Below are 16,786 nucleotides of genomic sequence, written 5' to 3'. Positions count from 1 at the left end.
TCTAAAAATTTAAAGCAACGTAGTTTTAAAAAGTCTATCTGCCTTTGTTCGAGCCTCTGGTCGCGAGATTTTCAATTTTCTCGGTTACTAGAATGTGCTAAATTTAGCGCAGTGTTAATTGGCCTTATTGGCTTCTTAAAGTTTGTTCTGCTCGGATGCAGCTCCATCTAGTCCGTGCGAGTTTTGGTTAATTGGTCGCATGTTTCGTACGGGCATCTTTCTTCGTCCCTTCATTCATGCGTAAATTTATAACAAGGCGTTGCAGCACCGCACACTTCGTGTGCTCGACAGCTTGTAAGTCGTTTTTTGTGGTTTTGCTACGCAAAAGATTTCCACAAAAAATCAACTTACAAGCTGCGGCTGAACTTGGCGTTAAGGAAAAATAGAATGTTCTATATAAATATGGGTCTTACCATTTTGCTATCTAAGTTTGTTCCAGTAAGTGCTTTTATTATGCCGATTTTGGTTCTTTTTGAATCAAACATAAAAAGTATGAAAATTTCAACCTCAGTTATTATGTCAATGCTATTAATAATAAGTATTGGGGTTCTTTATTTGGTGGCACATATCTTCACTAAACATCAAAATTTTGCTGATCGGCTCCCCTCAAAAAAGCCTGGCACCGCTTTCATTGTTGCTGGGTTGATTCTTTATGCTCTCTACTTTATCGCAATAATTGTTGCTTCGAATGTAGAGGGTGGTGGTGCTTCATTCGCTGTTCGGCAGTTGGGGGTTTATGTTATATATCCATCATATATCTTAATTTGTGTGGGACTTTACAAGGCATACAAAGCACTGACTCCCAAACAAAATCCTTAACAAGGCATTCCACCTGACGCATTGTAAGTAGCGCTTTTGCAATATCGCTGCGCGAATTTTATCGCAACGCGCTACTTACAATCCGCAGGTGAACGCAACGTTATAAAAATGAGAATCGAGAATGCATCCTTCAATTAAAGAGTCACTTGGATATGATCCTTCAGATGATGAAAAAGAACTTCTTGATGATTGGAAAAAAAGAACGCGAGAGTTGTGTAAGCCTTGTTGGGAATTGCATTATTGTCCGTACGGCCCTGTAGTAGAAGAATTTCCTTTGTTGCCCGTTTTACAAGAAGCGGCAGTTGAGCACAATCAATATCTAACAAAGTGTTTAGAGACAGGAATTTTGGGTTCTGGTGCTCCAATTGATGATGCGAGAAAGGAGTGGTTTACTGAATTAGTGCAGAACTTTAATAAAGAAAATTATCCTACCGAAATACCGAAGGTGCTGTTAGAAGCTTCTTGTCGTGTATTTGGCCATGTATGTCCTGTGTTTTTTGTGGCAGAGCCGTTGACTGAAACAAAAGAAAGACGAAAGCATTCCAGAAACATTCCACGAGATGTAATGCTAAAAGTTGTTCGTCGTGACGGGCAAATTTGTCAAGAATGTAATGAGCCAGTAAAAGACAATGAAGTAGAATTTGATCATATAATCCCTTTTTCTAAGGGTGGCAGATCAACTGTCGAAAATTTACGGGTAATTCATAAAGGGTGCAATAGAAAGAAGAGCGCATCCCTTTGTAATATTTTACACGAATCTCCTATAGAACATTTATGGGAGTTAAAAAATAACAAGTAAATTTATAACAAGTCGTTCCAGCACCGCGCACTTCGTGCGCTCGACAGAGTGTAAGTCGCTTTTTTGTGGTTTTGCTACGCAAAAGTATTCCACAAAAAACCAACTTACACACTGTGGCTGAACTCGGCGTTAGGCTAGCCGTCGGTTGGAGTGTATCGGCAATAAGAAATATTGTGTTTTCAAATTAAGGTAAATCATCAATGGACGAAGAATCTCTTTGCAAAAAATACAGTTTAGAAATTCCCACACTAAAATCATTATATATTGAAATGTTTTTTGGAGAGACACTACTTAGTAGCGGTACAGCCTTTACCGTCGCTAACAATAGAGAATCACATTGTGCATTAATTACTAATCGCCACAATGTTACCGGTAGGCATCAAGAAACAGATTTATGTATAAGTAAGGCTCTAGCTATTCCAGATAATATAGTTATATATTTCCATAAAAATACAGATGAAGTTGATGAGTGGCTACCAATTAAATTGCCACTTTATAGAGATGACGGTTCTCCTTATTGGTTCGAACATCCGAGGTTGGGCGCTAAAGTAGATGTTGTCGCGCTTAACTTAACATGGGGAGATGATATAAATAATTTTGCATATAATCTCCAAACAGACCTTGATCGAAAAAATATTTTAGTAAGCCCTGCCGAACCTGTTAGTGTAATTGGCTATCCGTTTGGGCTTTCTTCGGCAAAGCGTTTTCCTATTTGGGCAACTGGCTTTTTGGCTCAAGAGCTTGACCTTATTACCCCCGATAACCCTGTGTTCTTTATTGATTGTCGCACACGTCAAGGACAATCTGGTTCAGCTGTAATTGCTTTTAGACCCTCCGGATATAGAACAATTGAAAATGACCAAATTGTGGCAAAGTTAACTTCTGATAAGGCTTGGGAATTTCTTGGTATTTATTCAGGTAGAGTAAACGCAGAATCAGATTTAGGTAAGGTTTGGCATATTAGTGCAATTCAAGAAATTCTAGAAGTGGCTGCCATTGATATGGCAGAGCGTACCGCAAAAGCAAAAGCCTAACAAATCGCCGATTAGCTCGACGTTATTTGTCCACTCGGCCCAAGTTCTCATCTGATAGATAGAGGATTACAGAAATGAATACGCACGCAAACAAAACACAAGAAAACAAAAATCGACCAGTTGCAAATCAATTTTCTCAAAATCAGAATGGTTGTGGGCACGCTTTTCAATTTGTCGACAACCGTCCCGAAGCGACTGCACAAAGAAAAGCGCAAGAGATGGCTAATAATAGTCCACAGGCAATGCAGGCGAAAGCTTTTCAGAGAATTGTAAATAGTACCACTATACTTCAATTGAAGGAAAATGATGTTAGGTTTTTAGCAGCCAATCCTGTGAGAATATCGACATCAAGTGGTTATATATATTTACTAGAAGGTAACGAAAAGTATGGCGACATTCACGCTGAGAAGCACTCTCAGGAGATAAAAAATGTGTCAGCGAGAAGGGGGTGGAAAGGGTCTATTTCAGATATCTTATTTCAAGCAATAAAAAGCAGCACTTATACAGCTTATCAAGTCAAAGACGACAGAGGATCGACAGTACGCATTCCTGTAACGGCTCGAAAGATGATAGTTCTTGCTATTGCTAATGACGGTAAAATTATTACGGCTATGGTTCAAGAAAGTGACACTAAAGCAATCAAACTATTTTGGCAAAATGGGCCATCAGATATAATTGATATCGGTTGGAAGATTGCAAGGGGAGAAGATCCAAGAAGTATGTCCGATGCACCTTGGGATCTATATCAATAAAAACACTCCTAATTCCCGAATATATGATGGCAAAATGGTAGTCATTTTGAATTATTAGAGGTGAAACACACATAACCAAAACACTGCGGAAAAATGCCAGTTAATGCTAGCGTTATACGAAGAGTAAGGAATGACATGAATCGGTATCATTTGGCACAAATTAATATAGCTCATGCGCAAGCTCCAATGGACTCTGCTTTGATGAAAGGGTTTGTTGATCGTTTGGCTGAAATTAATGCACTCGCGGATAATTCGCCCGGTTTTGTCTGGCGGCTCCAAACTGAAGAGGGCGACGCTACTGCACTACAAGCTTTCGACGATCCATTATTGCTTGTCAATATGAGTGTTTGGGAAAATATTGATGCATTAAAAAATTATGTATATAAATCACTTCACGTTGAACTAATTCGTGATCGCGATGCATGGTTTAATAAAATGACAAAGCCTCACCAAGCGCTGTGGTGGGTTCCAATGGGGCACATTCCATCTGTCACGGAAGGAAAGGAAAGGTTAGAGCTTTTGCAAAAGGCGGGGTCAAGTATGGCCGCCTTTACATTTGCAAAGCCATTTGTGTATGAGTCATAAATCGTATAACAAGCGACTGTGGTAGAAAATCAATACCTGTAACGCAAATCTAGTTTGCTTGCCACTCGCAATTGTTCCGCACCGTGGCGTTAAAAATTGCCATCATCAAGTGGAAAGCAAATCATGGACATTGAAATTGAAGTAAATGGCTCTATCGAAGATCGCGAAGTCATTAAGCTCTATCGAGCTAATAATTGGTCTTCTGCCGAAAAGCCAGAACAATTATTGGCGGCGCTAAGAAATTCACATTCGCTTGTTACTGCTAGAGTTTCTGGTGTACTTGTTGGTATAGCTAATGCCATCTCTGATGGATATTTGGTTGTATATTACCCGCATATGCTTGTGCATCCCGAACACCAAAGGAAAGGTATCGGCAAAAGAATGGTTTTGTCCTTAAATTCAATTTATGGCAATTTCCATCAGCAAATGTTGACAGCTGATGGTGAAGCTATTGAATTCTATAAAGCCGTAGGTTTTGTCCGTGCAGGAAGAACGGAACCTATGTGGATTTATGCAGGCACAGAACATTAACTATTCGTAGCGATGCACTGTTAATAAAAAGCCCAGGCTGTATTCACAACTTGGGCTTTTTTGTTTTTGCGAATTTCTTGAAAACAAGAAAATTATTTTTCAGCGGCAATGGCGTCTTCGATAAAATTCAATGCTTCATCGATCAATGCCAGCATGGATTGTTTGGCGCGTTCGGGGTTGCGGTTTTTAATCGCGTTAAAGACTTTTGCGTGGTCTTCTACAATGCCTTCGTGGTTGCCTTTGATGGGGCTGGTGTGGCTGATACTGACGCGCAGGGCGGTGGAAATAAAATCGCGCAAGCGAATATAAAAACGGTTGTTGCTTGCGTACAAAATACTGATGTGAAATGCGATATCGGCTTCCAGATCTTCTTTGCTGTTTTCTTCGGCTTTGCGCATGCGTTCCAGTGCGTGTTCAATTGCTTCAATTTTTTTATCGTCGGCGTAGCGCGCAGCCAGTGATGCTGCTTCGGGTTCGATGGCGATGCGCACTTGTAAAAATTCTTTGAGCACTTTGAGGGTGGGGCGGCTTTCTAGGGTCCAGCGCAGTAAATCCGGGTCAAAAATATTCCATTGATCTTCGGGTTGGATGCGAATGCCCTGACGCGGTTTGCTGGTAATCAAACCTTTGGCGGATAACATTTTTACCGCTTCGCGCACTGCGCTGCGGCTCACGCCAAATTTTTCGCAAAGTTCTGCTTCAGTAGGCAGGCTGTCATCGGCGAATTCGCCGCAAATAATCGTGCGCCCCAGTTCTTGCACCATGCGCTGTGAGAGGTTGAAGTTGCGATCAAGAATGGCCATCGTTATTGTCGTCCAAAAGAGGCAAAAAGATGAACGAAGGGTAACGATTTATTGTTAATAATACAATCTGAGAATTAGCGTTTATAAATAGGATTTAATGTGCGGCGCGCGCTGGTTGTGCTGCTGTCCAGCGGGTGTGAGGTCGCCAATTCGCCGCCCATTCGGGTAGGTCTGCCGCTGGCATAGGGCGGGCTATGCCGTAACCTTGAGCGAGCTCGCAGCCAAGAGGAATCAATAGCTCACCGTGTGCGATAGTTTCTACACCTTCGGCGATAACCTTGCGGTGAAAGGCATTGGCTAGACCGATAATGCCTTTTACGATTTCCAGATCATCCGGGTCGTCGAGCATATCGCGCACAAAGGTCTGATCAATTTTTAATAGTCCCGCAGGCAGGCGTTTTAAATAGGTGAGCGACGAATAGCCTGTGCCAAAATCATCTACTGCAAAATGAACTCCCAGCGCGCGGCATTCGCGCATTAATTCGGCGACTTCGGCTATATCTTTCAGCGCGCTGGTTTCCACAATTTCCAATTCTAAAAAATCGGCGGCGACATCCGGGTGCTGTGCAAGTTGTTGCGCGAGGCGCTCGGCAAATTTGTTCTGTTGTAATTGTTGCGCACCCACATTCACACTCACTGGCATTTTTAAGCCTTGGGTTTGCCAGTGTGAAATTTGTTGTAGAGCGGTGTCGATGACCCAATCGCCGAGCTCAATGCTGAGCGGGTGATCTTCAATCACCGGTAAAAATGCGGAGGGTGATAAGATGCCGCGCTCGGGGTGTTGCCAGCGCACTAAGGCTTCTGCGCCAATAATCTCACCGGTGCGCATATTCACTTTGGGTTGATAGAACAACACAAATTCTTTTTTATCCAGCGCTACGCGAATATGTTCAAGCGATTCGCGGTGATGTTTGGTGGCTATATCTTTGGCGACATCAAACAGGTGATAACAATTTTTCCCCGCTTGTTTGGCGATATACATGGCTTGGTCGGCATGACGCAGCAGCTGATCTGCATCCGCATTGTCTTGCGGATAGAGTGTGGCGCCGATACTGGCCGATACACGCAGCAATTGTTGCTCGAGCAGAATCGGTTCTGCTGCGACGCTGAGTAAACGATTTAGCACAGTTTTGTGATCATTGGCGCCCTCTAAATCCGCCATGATGGCAATAAATTCATCGCCGCCAATGCGCGCCAGCGTATCGCCTTCGCGCAGCACTTCTTTAAGCCGATGCGCAACATTTACCAAAAGTTGATCGCCCATATCGTGACCGTGTTGGTCGTTGACTGCTTTAAATCCATCCAGGTCGAGATACACCACCGCGAGTGACCGCTCATTGCGATGACAATGGGCAATCGCTTGTTTTAAACGATCGGCCAAGAGCACGCGATTGGGTAAACCGGTGAGAGCATCATAGTGGGCGATATATTCCAGTTGGTGTTGATGCTCTTTAAGCGGCGTGATATCGGTAAATAAATTCACATAGTTTTGCGCAACACCGTGTATGTCTTGCACCGCACTAATTGTCATTAATGCCGCAAAAAGTTCCCCGTTTTTGCGTTTGTTCCAAATTTCACCGTGCCAGTCTCCGTTGTTAATTAAATCGCTCCAGAGTGCAGTATAAAAATCAGCGTCGTGCCGCCCGGATTGTAATAGACGCGGATTTTGGCCGAGCACTTCATCGCGGCTATAGCCGGTAATTTGGCTAAAAATTTCATTGGTCTCGATAATATTGCCTTGCGCATCGGTAATTAAAATACCTTCGTTGGCATGGGTAAAAACGCTTGCTGCCAAATGTAAACGTGATTCAGCGTGGGATTGTTCAATCGCGAGTGACGTCAGGCGCGCCTCACTTTCGATTAAATGAATTTCAGCATCGGAAGGGTTGCGGTTGTGGCGATGATAGAGCGCAAAGGTGCCCAATACCGTACCCTGCGCAGAAAAAATGGGTTGCGACCAGCAGGAATTAATATTGGCGCGCGCGGCAATTTCGCTAAAGCGTTTTGTCCATGGATGCGAGTGCACATCGACGATGACTACCCTATGGCAAAAGAATGCTGCGCTGCCACATACGCCCATGCCTTCGCCGATAGGCAATTTATTTATTGCGTCGATAAAAAAATCGGGTAGACCATAGGCCGCCGCGCTGTGTAAATGTTTGTCGTCGTTATCAACTAGCATGATGCTGCAAAAGCTACCCGGCAGCAGAGTTTCTATGTCCATTGCTAATTGTATTAATGTTTCTTGCAGTGGCACCTTGGCCAACAACATTTCCAGAATACGATTGTGATGTTGGTGCCGGCGCTCGGCTTGTTTGCGTTCGCTAATATCTTGAAAAATGCCGGTTAAGCGCACCACTTTGCCATTTTCCATTTGTGCGGTGCAGGTGGTGCGTACGTCAATTTTTCTGCCTTTAAAAGTGTATTTTTCAACTTCTATATCAAACACTTCGCCAGTTGCCATGGCGTGCCGCAGTGCCTGTGCAATACGTTCGCGCGAGCCGGGTAGATAGAGGCCAAATCCTTCATCGAGAGCAGGTACGTATTCTTCCGGGGTGGTGTCGTGAATGCGATAGGTTTCATCAGTCCAATAAATACTGCGAGTGGCAACATCCATTTCCACTCCGCCAACCTTGGCGATACTTTGCGATGCTTCCAATATCCGCGCACTGGTGCGCAGGGCTTCCAGTTGCGCATTTTCCTGGCGATTAAGCTCATCCATCTGTTGCTGCAGTTGCTGTAATTCATCGCGCTGCAAATCCAGTGCAAGGCGATAGACCTGCAGCTCGCGCTCGGCAATTTGTAGTGGGGTTAATTCCAATATGGGAGGGCGTGCCGACAGTTGTTGTAGTTGCACCTGTGCCCGGCGATAAAACTCCGCGCTATCAAATAGTGGTTTGGATGCCATATACCTTAACCAATCCTTCTGTGAACCTCTCCCGTGCGTGCGCACGTTGAATGTTAAAAAATATAGCAGTGCAATGGCGAGCTGTCGAAGCGATAGAAATTAACAATCACTGACCTTAGCATCTATTAGAACCAAATGATTTCGCCGCAGTGCAATTGTGCTTTTTAACCCATAAGAAGATAAGTTTTTATCGCTATTTATCGCTGTTTTACAAGGGTTAATAACGATTCAATTGAGTTATGTGGATTTAGATGTAATAGGGTGTAATAAAAAAATGTTACATGGCCCACTGATACATCAGTGAGCCATGGTGTAGAGATGTCATCAATTGGCCTGAGTGGCTTTTTGTTTTTTATCGTAAAAGTTTTTTAATACAAAAAATGCTTTTTTGGGTTCGCCTTTTTCAGAGTAGAGCCCTTTGCGATTGTAGTCGTCTTGAATGCCATTGAGCAGGCGGCGCGGCGAGCGGAAGTCGGCGAGAATCCAGGGTGAGGTGCCAACAAAGCCATCGATTTTATCAATCATGGTCAAACTCTTTTGGTAGAGGTGCGCCTGAAACTCTTCGGTGAAAATCGTATTTGTATCACCGTGATAGCCTTTTTTAGCGCCGCCGCCAAATTCGCTAATAAACACCGGTTTGTTGTAGTTGATTTCCCAGGTCACCTTATCTGCTTTTTCCGGCAGGCCATCGTACCAGCCGATGTATTGATTAAAGCTCACCATATCGACAATCTCGGCCAGTGGATCTTCCACCACGGCGATATTCGCGTTGTCGCTGCGATAGTGTTTTTCCATCGCCGCACTTAATAGGCGCGTGTTATCCAGCTCTCGCGCTTTTGTTGCAAGGCGACCGAGAAATTGATTGCGCGCTTCCGACACCGGCGTCTCATTGGCGAGCGACCAAATAATTACTGCCGCGCGATTTTTGTCGCGCTCAATCATTGCGCTTAATTGTGCTTCGGCATTTTGGTAGGTGGCTTCATTTTTCCAATTGATGGTCCAATAGACAGGAATTTCTGACCAGACTAATAAACCCATTTGATCGGCGAGGCGCACCATATCTTCGTTGTGCGGGTAGTGGGCGAGGCGGACAAAATTTGCATTCAGCTTTTTTGCCCAGCTCAATAATGTTTGTGCTTCTTTGGCGTTTTTAACCCGGCCACCACCTTCAGCAGAATATTCTTCATGTACTGAAATGCCACGTAGAAAAATCGGTTTGCCGTTTAACAATAATTGTTTGCCTTGGGTGCTGATGCTGCGCAAACCAATCGTGTCGGTCAGTGTATCTGTGCCGCTGCCGATTGTAACTGCGTAGAGTTTTGGGTTTTCTGGCGACCACAATTGCGCATTGGGCACTGTAAAGGAAAAGTTTGCCTTACCATTTTTATCGGCCTTGAGTATTTGTTGGATATTTAATTCAGGTAGGCGCAATTGAATTTTTTCGCCGCCCTTTGCACCATCCAGCATCACTGAACCAGAAACAGTTTTTTGCGCTAGCGATGTGAGCCCTATGCGGTAATCGCGAATAAAGGTGTGCGGCACGTTTAGCAGTTTTACCTCGCGGGTAATGCCGCCGTAATTCCACCAGTCCGTGTTGAGTGTAGGCACTGCATCGGCGTGACGTTTGTTGTCTACTTTGACAATCAGTGAGTTGCCTTGCGATTTTAATTTTCCGGTTACTTCGTAATGGAATGGGGTAAAGCCGCCAATATGCACACCCAGTTTTTTACCATTCAAGTAAACATCGGCGCGATAATTTACTGCGCCGAAATAAATAAATTGGCGATCCGTTTTTTTCGCCGCAGGCGCCGCAAATGTTTTGCGATACCAGACACTGCCTTCGTAGTAATAGAGTTTTTCTTGCTGTGTATTCCAATCGCCCGGTACTTGCAAACTGGCTGCCTTATCAAAATCGTATTCAATCAAATCAGAGGGAAGCTTTGGTTTTGAATCGGTAAAAAATGCATTAACCGAGGGTTTTTCCTGCTGGTCAAAGGGTTCATAGCGGTAGTTGTAATAACCGTTTTCGTAGGGGTCGACAATGATTTTCCATTCGCCGCTAAGAGGAGTGGCGTTGCGTGTGTAGGCCTGCAAGGGTGAATCAGCGGCAAAGGTGAGGGGTGAAATTCCCGTGCAAAGTACAAGCAAACTGGAGCAGAGCCAGCGAGTTATTGATCCTTTCATGTTTGTGTTCTCTTGTTGTCGAATGACTTGTGTTATTGGTGTTATCAATGGTTGTCGCTCGTCTGTGCGAGCTGTTTGTCAGAATTATTTTTTCTTAGCCCCCAATTCCGCACCTTCTCCATATACAAATACACCACTGGTGTAGTGAACAGCGTGAGCAATTGGCTGACGGCGAGGCCGCCGATGATGGTGATGCCGAGTGGCGTGCGCAGTTCCGAGCCTTCGTTAAAACTGAGGATCAGCGGCACCGCGCCGAGTAGACCGGCGAGGTTGGTCATCATGATTGGGCGCAGGCGCAGCAGTGCGGCTTGGAAGATGGAATCGCGCGATGACAAGCCCTCTTTGCGCTCTAACTCCAGCGCAAAATCAATCATCAGAATCGCGTTTTTCATCACTATACCGATCAATAAAAATAAACCGAGCATGGCGATTAAACTGAACGGTGTATCGCTCAAACGCAACGCGAGCAGTGCGCCAATTCCCGCAGAGGGCAGGGTGGATAAAATCGTCAGTGGGTGAATGGTGCTCTCGTACAAAATCCCTAAAATCAAATAAACCGCGAGCAGTACACAGGCGATGAGCACGGCGGGGTCTTGCGCCATGCCCGGTGTGCTTGGCCCCCAACCGGGGCGAGTACTGCCTGCAGCAGCGAGGTAGACTTTATTGGGCACCATCAACTCGGCGACCTTGACTTCAATGGCGCTGCGAGCTTGTTCTTCAGTGAAGTTTTCAGCGACGCCGTAGCCGATGCTCTCGGAGGCAAACTGGTTGCTGTGGCGGATGCGATCTTCGGCGAGGCCGTAACCAAAACTGGCAAAGGCCGAGAGCGGCACTCGCTTGCCGTCCCAAGTGATGACCTGCAATTGTTCAAGCACGGCAGGGCTGGCGGTAAAACCCGGTGCCAATTCCATCACGACACGATACTGATTCATCTCATCGTACATGGTCGAGACTTGCCGCTGGGAGAAGGAGTTATTGAGCATGCCGGCCACCATGTTCATATTCACACCCAAGCGCTGCGCCGCTTCGCGGTCGATGGTGAGTACCACCTGTTGCGTGCCTTCCTCTTTGACGCCATCGACTTCGGTCAGCTCGGGCATATCTTGCATGGCGGTGGTAATTTTGGCAGCCCAGATGTGTAGCAGTTTTAAATCGTCCGATAGCAACATCAATTCTTGTTCGCTGCGGCTAAAGGGGGATGATAGGCGGATGTCTTGATCCGGCCCGACCATTAACATGGCGCCGGGAATACTGGGCATATCGCGGCGTAATCGGTCCACCACTTCATTCACTGATACGCCGCGCTCGGCCATAGGTTTGAGGCTGATACGCATCCACGCATTGCTCACACCATTGCCGCCACCGCTCGCGCCAAATACATCTTCCACCGCAGGGTCGGACAAGAGCAGCTGACGGAATTGCTGGATTTTGGGTTGCATCAATTTGAACGAGAAACCATCGTCGCCGCGAATCCAGCCGGTCATTTGGCCGGTGTCCTGCTCGGGCAGCATAGTTTTGGGAATGGCGATATAGAGGTAAATATTCAGGCCGATTACTCCGGCGAGAATCAACATCACTATGCGGCTATGGCGCAGCGCCCAGCCCAAGGCGATGGAGTAGGCCTGTTTGATGTCATCGAAAATACTTGGCTTATGTTCTTTCTTCGGCTCGCTTTTTAACAGTTGAGCGCAGAGTGCAGGGGTGAGGCTGAGCGATACCGCGAGGGAAATAATGATTGCTGCGGCCAGCGTAATAGAGAATTCACGGAACAGCTTTTCTACCACCCCGCCCATTAATAGGATGGAAACGAACACCACCACCAGGGTGATATTCATTGCCAACAGGGTGAAGCCCACTTCGCGGGTACCCTTGATGGCCGCTTCAAACGGCGGCGTGCCGCGCTCGATATGGCGCTTGATGTTTTCCAGCACGACTATCGCATCGTCCACCACTAATCCCGCCGCGACAATCAGCGCCATCAACGAGAGGTTGTTGAGCGAAAATCCGTACAAATACATGGCTGAGAAGGAGCCAATAATCGCCACCGGAATCGCAAGGCTGGGAATCAATGCGCTACGTGCGCTGCCGAGAAACGCCCAGACCACACCCACGACCAATAACACGGAAAGTGCCAGTGTGATCTGTGCTTCTTTGAGGGTGGCGCGAATACCGGGGGAGCGATCCATCACTACTTTGAGTTGGGTGTCGGCGGGCATAAGTGCGCGCAGGGCGGGCAGTTGGGCATTAATCGCATCGATGGTTTCTACGATGTTGGCACCCGTCTGACGGCTCACAGTGAGGGTCACTGCCGAGCTTTGGTTGTGGAAGCCATCGGTATAGCGGTTTTCGACCGAATCGCTCACTGTGGCGACATCTTGCAAGCGCACCACCGCACCGTCTTCGGCATAGCGGATGATGAGTGATTGGTAGTCGGCGGCAGTGCGCAGGCTTTCATTGGTGCGCACCTGCCAGCGGGTATCGTCTTCTTCCAAAATGCCAAGCGGACGCAACACATTGGCGTTGCTGATCGCATTGCGCACTTCATCCAGCGCGATTTTGTAGCTGGCCAGCGCGTTGGGGTTGAGTTGGATACGCACCGCAGGTAGCGAGGCACCGTCTATACCCACTTGGCCAACCCCGTGAATCTGCGCCAGCTTCTGCGCCAAAATGGTGGAAGCCGCATCGTACAGCGCACTGGGTGATAGGTTGGGCGAACTGAGTGCGAGCGCCATAATCGGCGCCTGTGAAGGGCTGATTTTGCGATAGCTTGGGTTGCCCGGCATACCAGCGGGCAATTGGCCTCGGGCGGTATTGAGCGCGGCTTGCACATCCCGCGCGGCGGAATTCAGATCCCGGTCGAGGGTGAATTCCACCCAGATAAACGTAGAGCCTTGAGTCGAGTTGGAGTTGATCGCGGTTACGCCGGGGATACTACCAAGCGCGCGCTCCAGCGGCGTCGCCACGGTCGCCGCCATACTCTCCGGGCTGGCGCCGGGCAGCTGGGCAAAGATTTGTACTGCAGGGAAATCCACCTGCGGCAAGGGCGCAACCGGCAGCATGCGCCAAGCCAATAGGCCAAGCAGCACAATGGCTGTCGCCAGCAGCGATGAGGCCACCGGTCTTTTAATAAAAGGTTCTGCCATGTTCATAAGATGATCTGTAGGTTGCTGGTGAGCTTGCGAACCGCAACATGCCCATCTCGCCGCGCCAACCAAAAGCCCAATGGCGCTTATAAGCAGGTTTTGGCGCGGGTGGATAAATGGTCATGTTGCGGTTCGTTCCTCACCAGCAACCTACGTTTGTGCCTCCTCGGAGAATTCATTCGCGGTTGGCTTGTTAACCCAGCGATCAAAAAACAAATACACCACCGGTGTGGTGAATAAGGTTAATACCTGACTTACCAACAATCCCCCCACCATCACCAAGCCCAAAGGTTGGCGCAATTCGGCGCCGGAGCCGCTGGCGAGCATCAGGGGGATGGCGCCAAACAAAGCGGCGAGGGTGGTCATCAGAATCGGGCGAAAGCGCATCAGGGCGGCGCGATGAATCGCCTCGCGCGGGGACAGGCCGAGGGTGCGCTGGGCGTCGAGGGCGAAGTCCACCATCATAATGCCGTTCTTTTTCACCAGCCCGATCAGCAGTACCACGCCGATTACGGCGATCAAATCCAGCGGCTGGCCGGTGAGTAACAGGGCAAGCAAGGCGCCGACTGTCGCCGAGGGCAGGGTAGAGAGAATCGTCACCGGGTGGATAAAACTCTCGTACAAAATCCCCAGCACTATGTACATGGTCACAATCGCTGCCAGCACCAGCCAGAGAGTATTGCTGAGCGAGGCGCGGAAGGCTTCGGCGGCGCCCTGAAAGCGCAGCTCGACTGAGGCGGGCAGATCCATTTCTGCTTGCACCGCTTCTATTGCCGCAATCGCCGCGCCGAGTGAGGCATCGCCGGCCAAGTTGAACGAAATAGTGGTCGAGGGAAATTGGCTTTGGTGATTGATCAGCAGTGGCGCTGGCCGTTGGGTGATCGTCGCAAGAGTTGAGAGCAGTACCGGTTGTCCGCTGCTGGTGGCGATATAAGTATTTTGCAGCGCCGCTATGCCCTTTGCGTAATCCGGGTCTACTTCCAGCACTACGCGATATTGGTTGGCTTGGGTGAAGAGTGTCGCAATCTGGCGTTGGCCGTAGGCAGTTTGCAGCGCGTTGGCGATATCGCTCACCTTCACGCCCAAACGCGCGGCGGCGTCCCGGTCTATCTCCACATAGGCTTGCAGGCCGCTGTTTTGCAAGTCGGCGGCGATATCTTCCAGTGCTGGTTCTTGGCGCAAGCGCTCCAGTAGGCGTGGGGTCCATTGGTCGAGTAAATCGGCATCGGGGGTGGTGAGGCTGAACTGATATTGGGTGCGGCTGACGCGATCTTCGATACTCAATTCCTGCACCGGCTGGAACCAGGCAGTAATACCGACGACACCGGCGATGCGTGTTTTGAGCTGCTGAATTATCTCGCTGGCGCTGGCATCCCGCGCTTGATGATCTTTAAGGTTAATGAGTAAACGGCCGGAATTGAGGGTGATATTGCTGCCATCGACGCCGATAAACGAGGAAAGGCTGGCGACATTCTCATCTTGCAGAATCAGCTCCGCCAACTGCTGCTGCTTTTCCGCCATGGCACTGAAGGAAATGTCTTGCGGTGCTTCGGTTACGGCTTGAATCACGCCGCTGTCCTGAATCGGAAAAAAGCCTTTGGGTACGGCGAGGTAAAGCCCGGCGGTGAGCACTACTGTACTGATCATCACCAGCATGGCGGCGGTCTGGTGCTGCAGTACCTTGTCCAACCCGCGCCCGTAACTGGCAATCACCCGCTCTAAAAAGTCCGGTTCGCTGCCGTGTTGCGGCGCAGTTTTGAGCATGCGTGCGCACATCATGGGGGTGAGGGTGAGCGAGACCAGCAGCGATATACCAATCGCCACCGCGAGGGTGATCGCAAATTCCTGAAACAAGCGGCCAACAAGGTCGCCCATAAACAGCAGCGGAATCAGCACGGCGATGAGTGAAATAGTGAGCGAGACCAGAGTAAAGCCAATTTCACCCGCGCCTTTAAGTGCCGCATTCATCGGCGACTCGCCCTGCTCGCGGTGGCGGGCGATGTTTTCCAGCATGACGATGGCATCGTCCACCACAAAGCCGGTGGCGATGGTGAGTGCCATCAAGGTCAGGTTGTTGATGGAGAAATCCAGAAAATACATGGCCGCAAAGGTGCCAATGAGCGATAGCGGCACCGCGAGGCTGGGGATAATAGTGGCGGGCACTGAGCGCAGGAATACCAGCGTCACGGCCACCACCAAACAAATCGCAAACAGTAGCTCTTTTTGCACATCGCGAATGGAGGAGCGAATGCTGTGGGTACGATCGGTCAGCACCGCGACATTGACCGCCGCTGGCAGGGTGACGGTGAGCTTGGGCAGCAGCGCCTGAATGCTGTCGGCCACGTCGATCACATTGGCGCCGGGCTGGCGTTGAATATTAATTAACACCGCCGGCTGCTCGTTTGCCCAGGCGGCGAGAAAGCGATCTTCCGCACCGTTTTCTACGGTCGCCAAATCGCCTAAACGCAGCGGCGAGCCATCCTTCCAACTAATAAGCAAGTCGCGGTATTCCTGCGCCGAGCGCATTTGGTCATTGGCATCGAGCATGGTCGAGCGGTATTCGCCATCAAAGCTGCCTTTGGGTTGATTGGTGTTGGCAGAGACTATGGCGCTGCGCACCTGTTCCAGGCTCAACTGGGTACTGGCCAGCGCGTGAGGGTTTACCTTGATGCGAATCGCCGGGCGCTGGCCGCCCGCGAGGGTTACCATGCCGACACCGGGCAACTGCGCGAGCTTCTGCGCCATGCGCGAGTTAACCAAATCGTAAACTTCCGGCAGCGGCAGGCTGGCAGAGGTGACCGCAAGGGTCATGATCGGCGCATCGGCGGGGTTTACTTTGCGGTAAATCGGCGGCGTGGGCAGATCATTGGGCAACAGGTTATTGGCGCTGTTGAGGGCAGATTGCACCTCTTGCTCGGCCACACCCAAATCCACCTCCAGCGAAAATTGCAGGGTAATGATCGAGGCTCCGGTAGAGCTGGTGGAGGACATCTGTTTTAAGCCGGGGATTTGCCCGAGGCTGCGCTCCAGCGGCGCGGTGATGGTGCGCGCCATTACATCGGGGCTAGCGCCTGGGTTAAAGGTGAATACCTGAATGATCGGATAATCCACCTGCGGCAAGGCCGCGACCGGCAGCAAGCGATAGCTCAGAATGCCGGCGAGCAAAACCGCCAGCATTACCAACGATGTGGCAACGGGGCGGAGGATAAAAGGGCGGGAGATACTCAT

The 16,786-nt window shown here is 48.9% G+C and carries 11 protein-coding genes; 6 read left to right on the top strand and 5 right to left on the bottom strand.

Annotated features, from left to right (window positions below; genetic code table 11):
• Window positions 1-387 precede the first annotated feature (387 nt).
• The 6 genes from AC2CG4_RS19595 to AC2CG4_RS19570 all read left to right on the top strand — a co-directional run bounded on the left by AC2CG4_RS19595 (window position 388) and on the right by AC2CG4_RS19570 (window position 4,520).
• Window positions 388-819: a hypothetical protein gene (locus AC2CG4_RS19595; protein WP_484487870.1), complete on the top strand. Its 432-nt coding sequence runs from the start codon at window positions 388-390 to the stop codon at window positions 817-819.
• Between the two features lie 121 nt (window positions 820-940).
• On the top strand, window positions 941-1,618 hold the full coding sequence (locus AC2CG4_RS19590; RefSeq protein WP_484487869.1) for an HNH endonuclease: 678 nt from the start codon (window positions 941-943) through the stop codon (window positions 1,616-1,618).
• A gap of 200 nt (window positions 1,619-1,818) precedes the next feature.
• A complete protein-coding gene (locus AC2CG4_RS19585) occupies window positions 1,819-2,652 on the top strand; it encodes a S1 family serine peptidase (protein WP_484487868.1) in 834 nt (277 codons plus the stop codon).
• Window positions 2,653-2,726: 74 nt separating this feature from the next.
• Window positions 2,727-3,404, top strand: a complete 678-nt coding sequence (locus AC2CG4_RS19580) for a hypothetical protein (RefSeq protein WP_484487867.1) — start codon at window positions 2,727-2,729, stop codon at window positions 3,402-3,404.
• A gap of 135 nt (window positions 3,405-3,539) precedes the next feature.
• Window positions 3,540-3,989, top strand: a complete 450-nt coding sequence (locus tag AC2CG4_RS19575; protein ID WP_484487866.1) for a DUF3291 domain-containing protein — start codon at window positions 3,540-3,542, stop codon at window positions 3,987-3,989.
• A gap of 123 nt (window positions 3,990-4,112) precedes the next feature.
• A complete protein-coding gene (locus AC2CG4_RS19570; protein ID WP_484487865.1) occupies window positions 4,113-4,520 on the top strand; it encodes a GNAT family N-acetyltransferase in 408 nt (135 codons plus the stop codon).
• A gap of 92 nt (window positions 4,521-4,612) precedes the next feature.
• Here the strand turns inward: AC2CG4_RS19570 and AC2CG4_RS19565 are convergent, their stop codons facing one another.
• The 5 genes from AC2CG4_RS19565 to AC2CG4_RS19545 form a co-directional block, all read right to left on the bottom strand.
• Window positions 4,613-5,323, bottom strand: a complete 711-nt coding sequence (locus AC2CG4_RS19565; RefSeq protein WP_484487864.1) for a FadR/GntR family transcriptional regulator — start codon at window positions 5,321-5,323, stop codon at window positions 4,613-4,615.
• Window positions 5,324-5,417: 94 nt separating this feature from the next.
• On the bottom strand, window positions 5,418-8,231 hold the full coding sequence (locus tag AC2CG4_RS19560; RefSeq protein ID WP_484487863.1) for a sensor domain-containing protein: 2,814 nt from the start codon (window positions 8,229-8,231) through the stop codon (window positions 5,418-5,420).
• 324 nt (window positions 8,232-8,555) lie between these two features.
• Complete coding sequence (locus AC2CG4_RS19555) at window positions 8,556-10,415, bottom strand: glycoside hydrolase family 2 protein (protein ID WP_484487862.1); 1,860 nt, start codon at window positions 10,413-10,415, stop codon at window positions 8,556-8,558.
• A 44-nt stretch (window positions 10,416-10,459) separates the two neighbouring features.
• Window positions 10,460-13,564 carry an efflux RND transporter permease subunit gene (locus AC2CG4_RS19550; RefSeq protein ID WP_484487861.1) on the bottom strand — a complete coding sequence of 1,035 codons (3,105 nt, stop codon included), beginning with the start codon at window positions 13,562-13,564 and terminating at the stop codon, window positions 10,460-10,462.
• Between the two features lie 144 nt (window positions 13,565-13,708).
• Entirely contained in the window at window positions 13,709-16,786 is a 3,078-nt protein-coding gene (locus tag AC2CG4_RS19545) for a multidrug efflux RND transporter permease subunit (RefSeq protein WP_484487860.1), read from the bottom strand.

The sequence above is a fragment of the Cellvibrio sp. ATLC23 genome (genome assembly GCF_057196725.1).
The sequence above is the reverse complement of the archived record's forward strand: the minus strand, read 5'-3'. Positions and strand labels throughout refer to the sequence as shown.

Bases quoted from the DNA above. Each gene is read 5' to 3' on its own strand.
- AC2CG4_RS19595 (WP_484487870.1), top strand. From the start codon at position 388: ATGTTCTATATAAATATGGGTCTTACCATTTTGCTATCTAAGTTTGTT.
- AC2CG4_RS19590 (WP_484487869.1), top strand. From the start codon at position 941: ATGCATCCTTCAATTAAAGAGTCACTTGGATATGATCCTTCAGATGAT.
- AC2CG4_RS19585 (WP_484487868.1), top strand. From the start codon at position 1,819: ATGGACGAAGAATCTCTTTGCAAAAAATACAGTTTAGAAATTCCCACA.
- AC2CG4_RS19580 (WP_484487867.1), top strand. From the start codon at position 2,727: ATGAATACGCACGCAAACAAAACACAAGAAAACAAAAATCGACCAGTT.
- AC2CG4_RS19575 (WP_484487866.1), top strand. From the start codon at position 3,540: ATGAATCGGTATCATTTGGCACAAATTAATATAGCTCATGCGCAAGCT.
- AC2CG4_RS19570 (WP_484487865.1), top strand. From the start codon at position 4,113: ATGGACATTGAAATTGAAGTAAATGGCTCTATCGAAGATCGCGAAGTC.
- AC2CG4_RS19565 (WP_484487864.1), bottom strand. From the start codon at position 5,323: ATGGCCATTCTTGATCGCAACTTCAACCTCTCACAGCGCATGGTGCAA.
- AC2CG4_RS19560 (WP_484487863.1), bottom strand. From the start codon at position 8,231: ATGGCATCCAAACCACTATTTGATAGCGCGGAGTTTTATCGCCGGGCA.
- AC2CG4_RS19555 (WP_484487862.1), bottom strand. From the start codon at position 10,415: ATGAAAGGATCAATAACTCGCTGGCTCTGCTCCAGTTTGCTTGTACTT.
- AC2CG4_RS19550 (WP_484487861.1), bottom strand. From the start codon at position 13,564: ATGAACATGGCAGAACCTTTTATTAAAAGACCGGTGGCCTCATCGCTG.
- AC2CG4_RS19545 (WP_484487860.1), bottom strand. From the start codon at position 16,786: ATGAGTATCTCCCGCCCTTTTATCCTCCGCCCCGTTGCCACATCGTTG.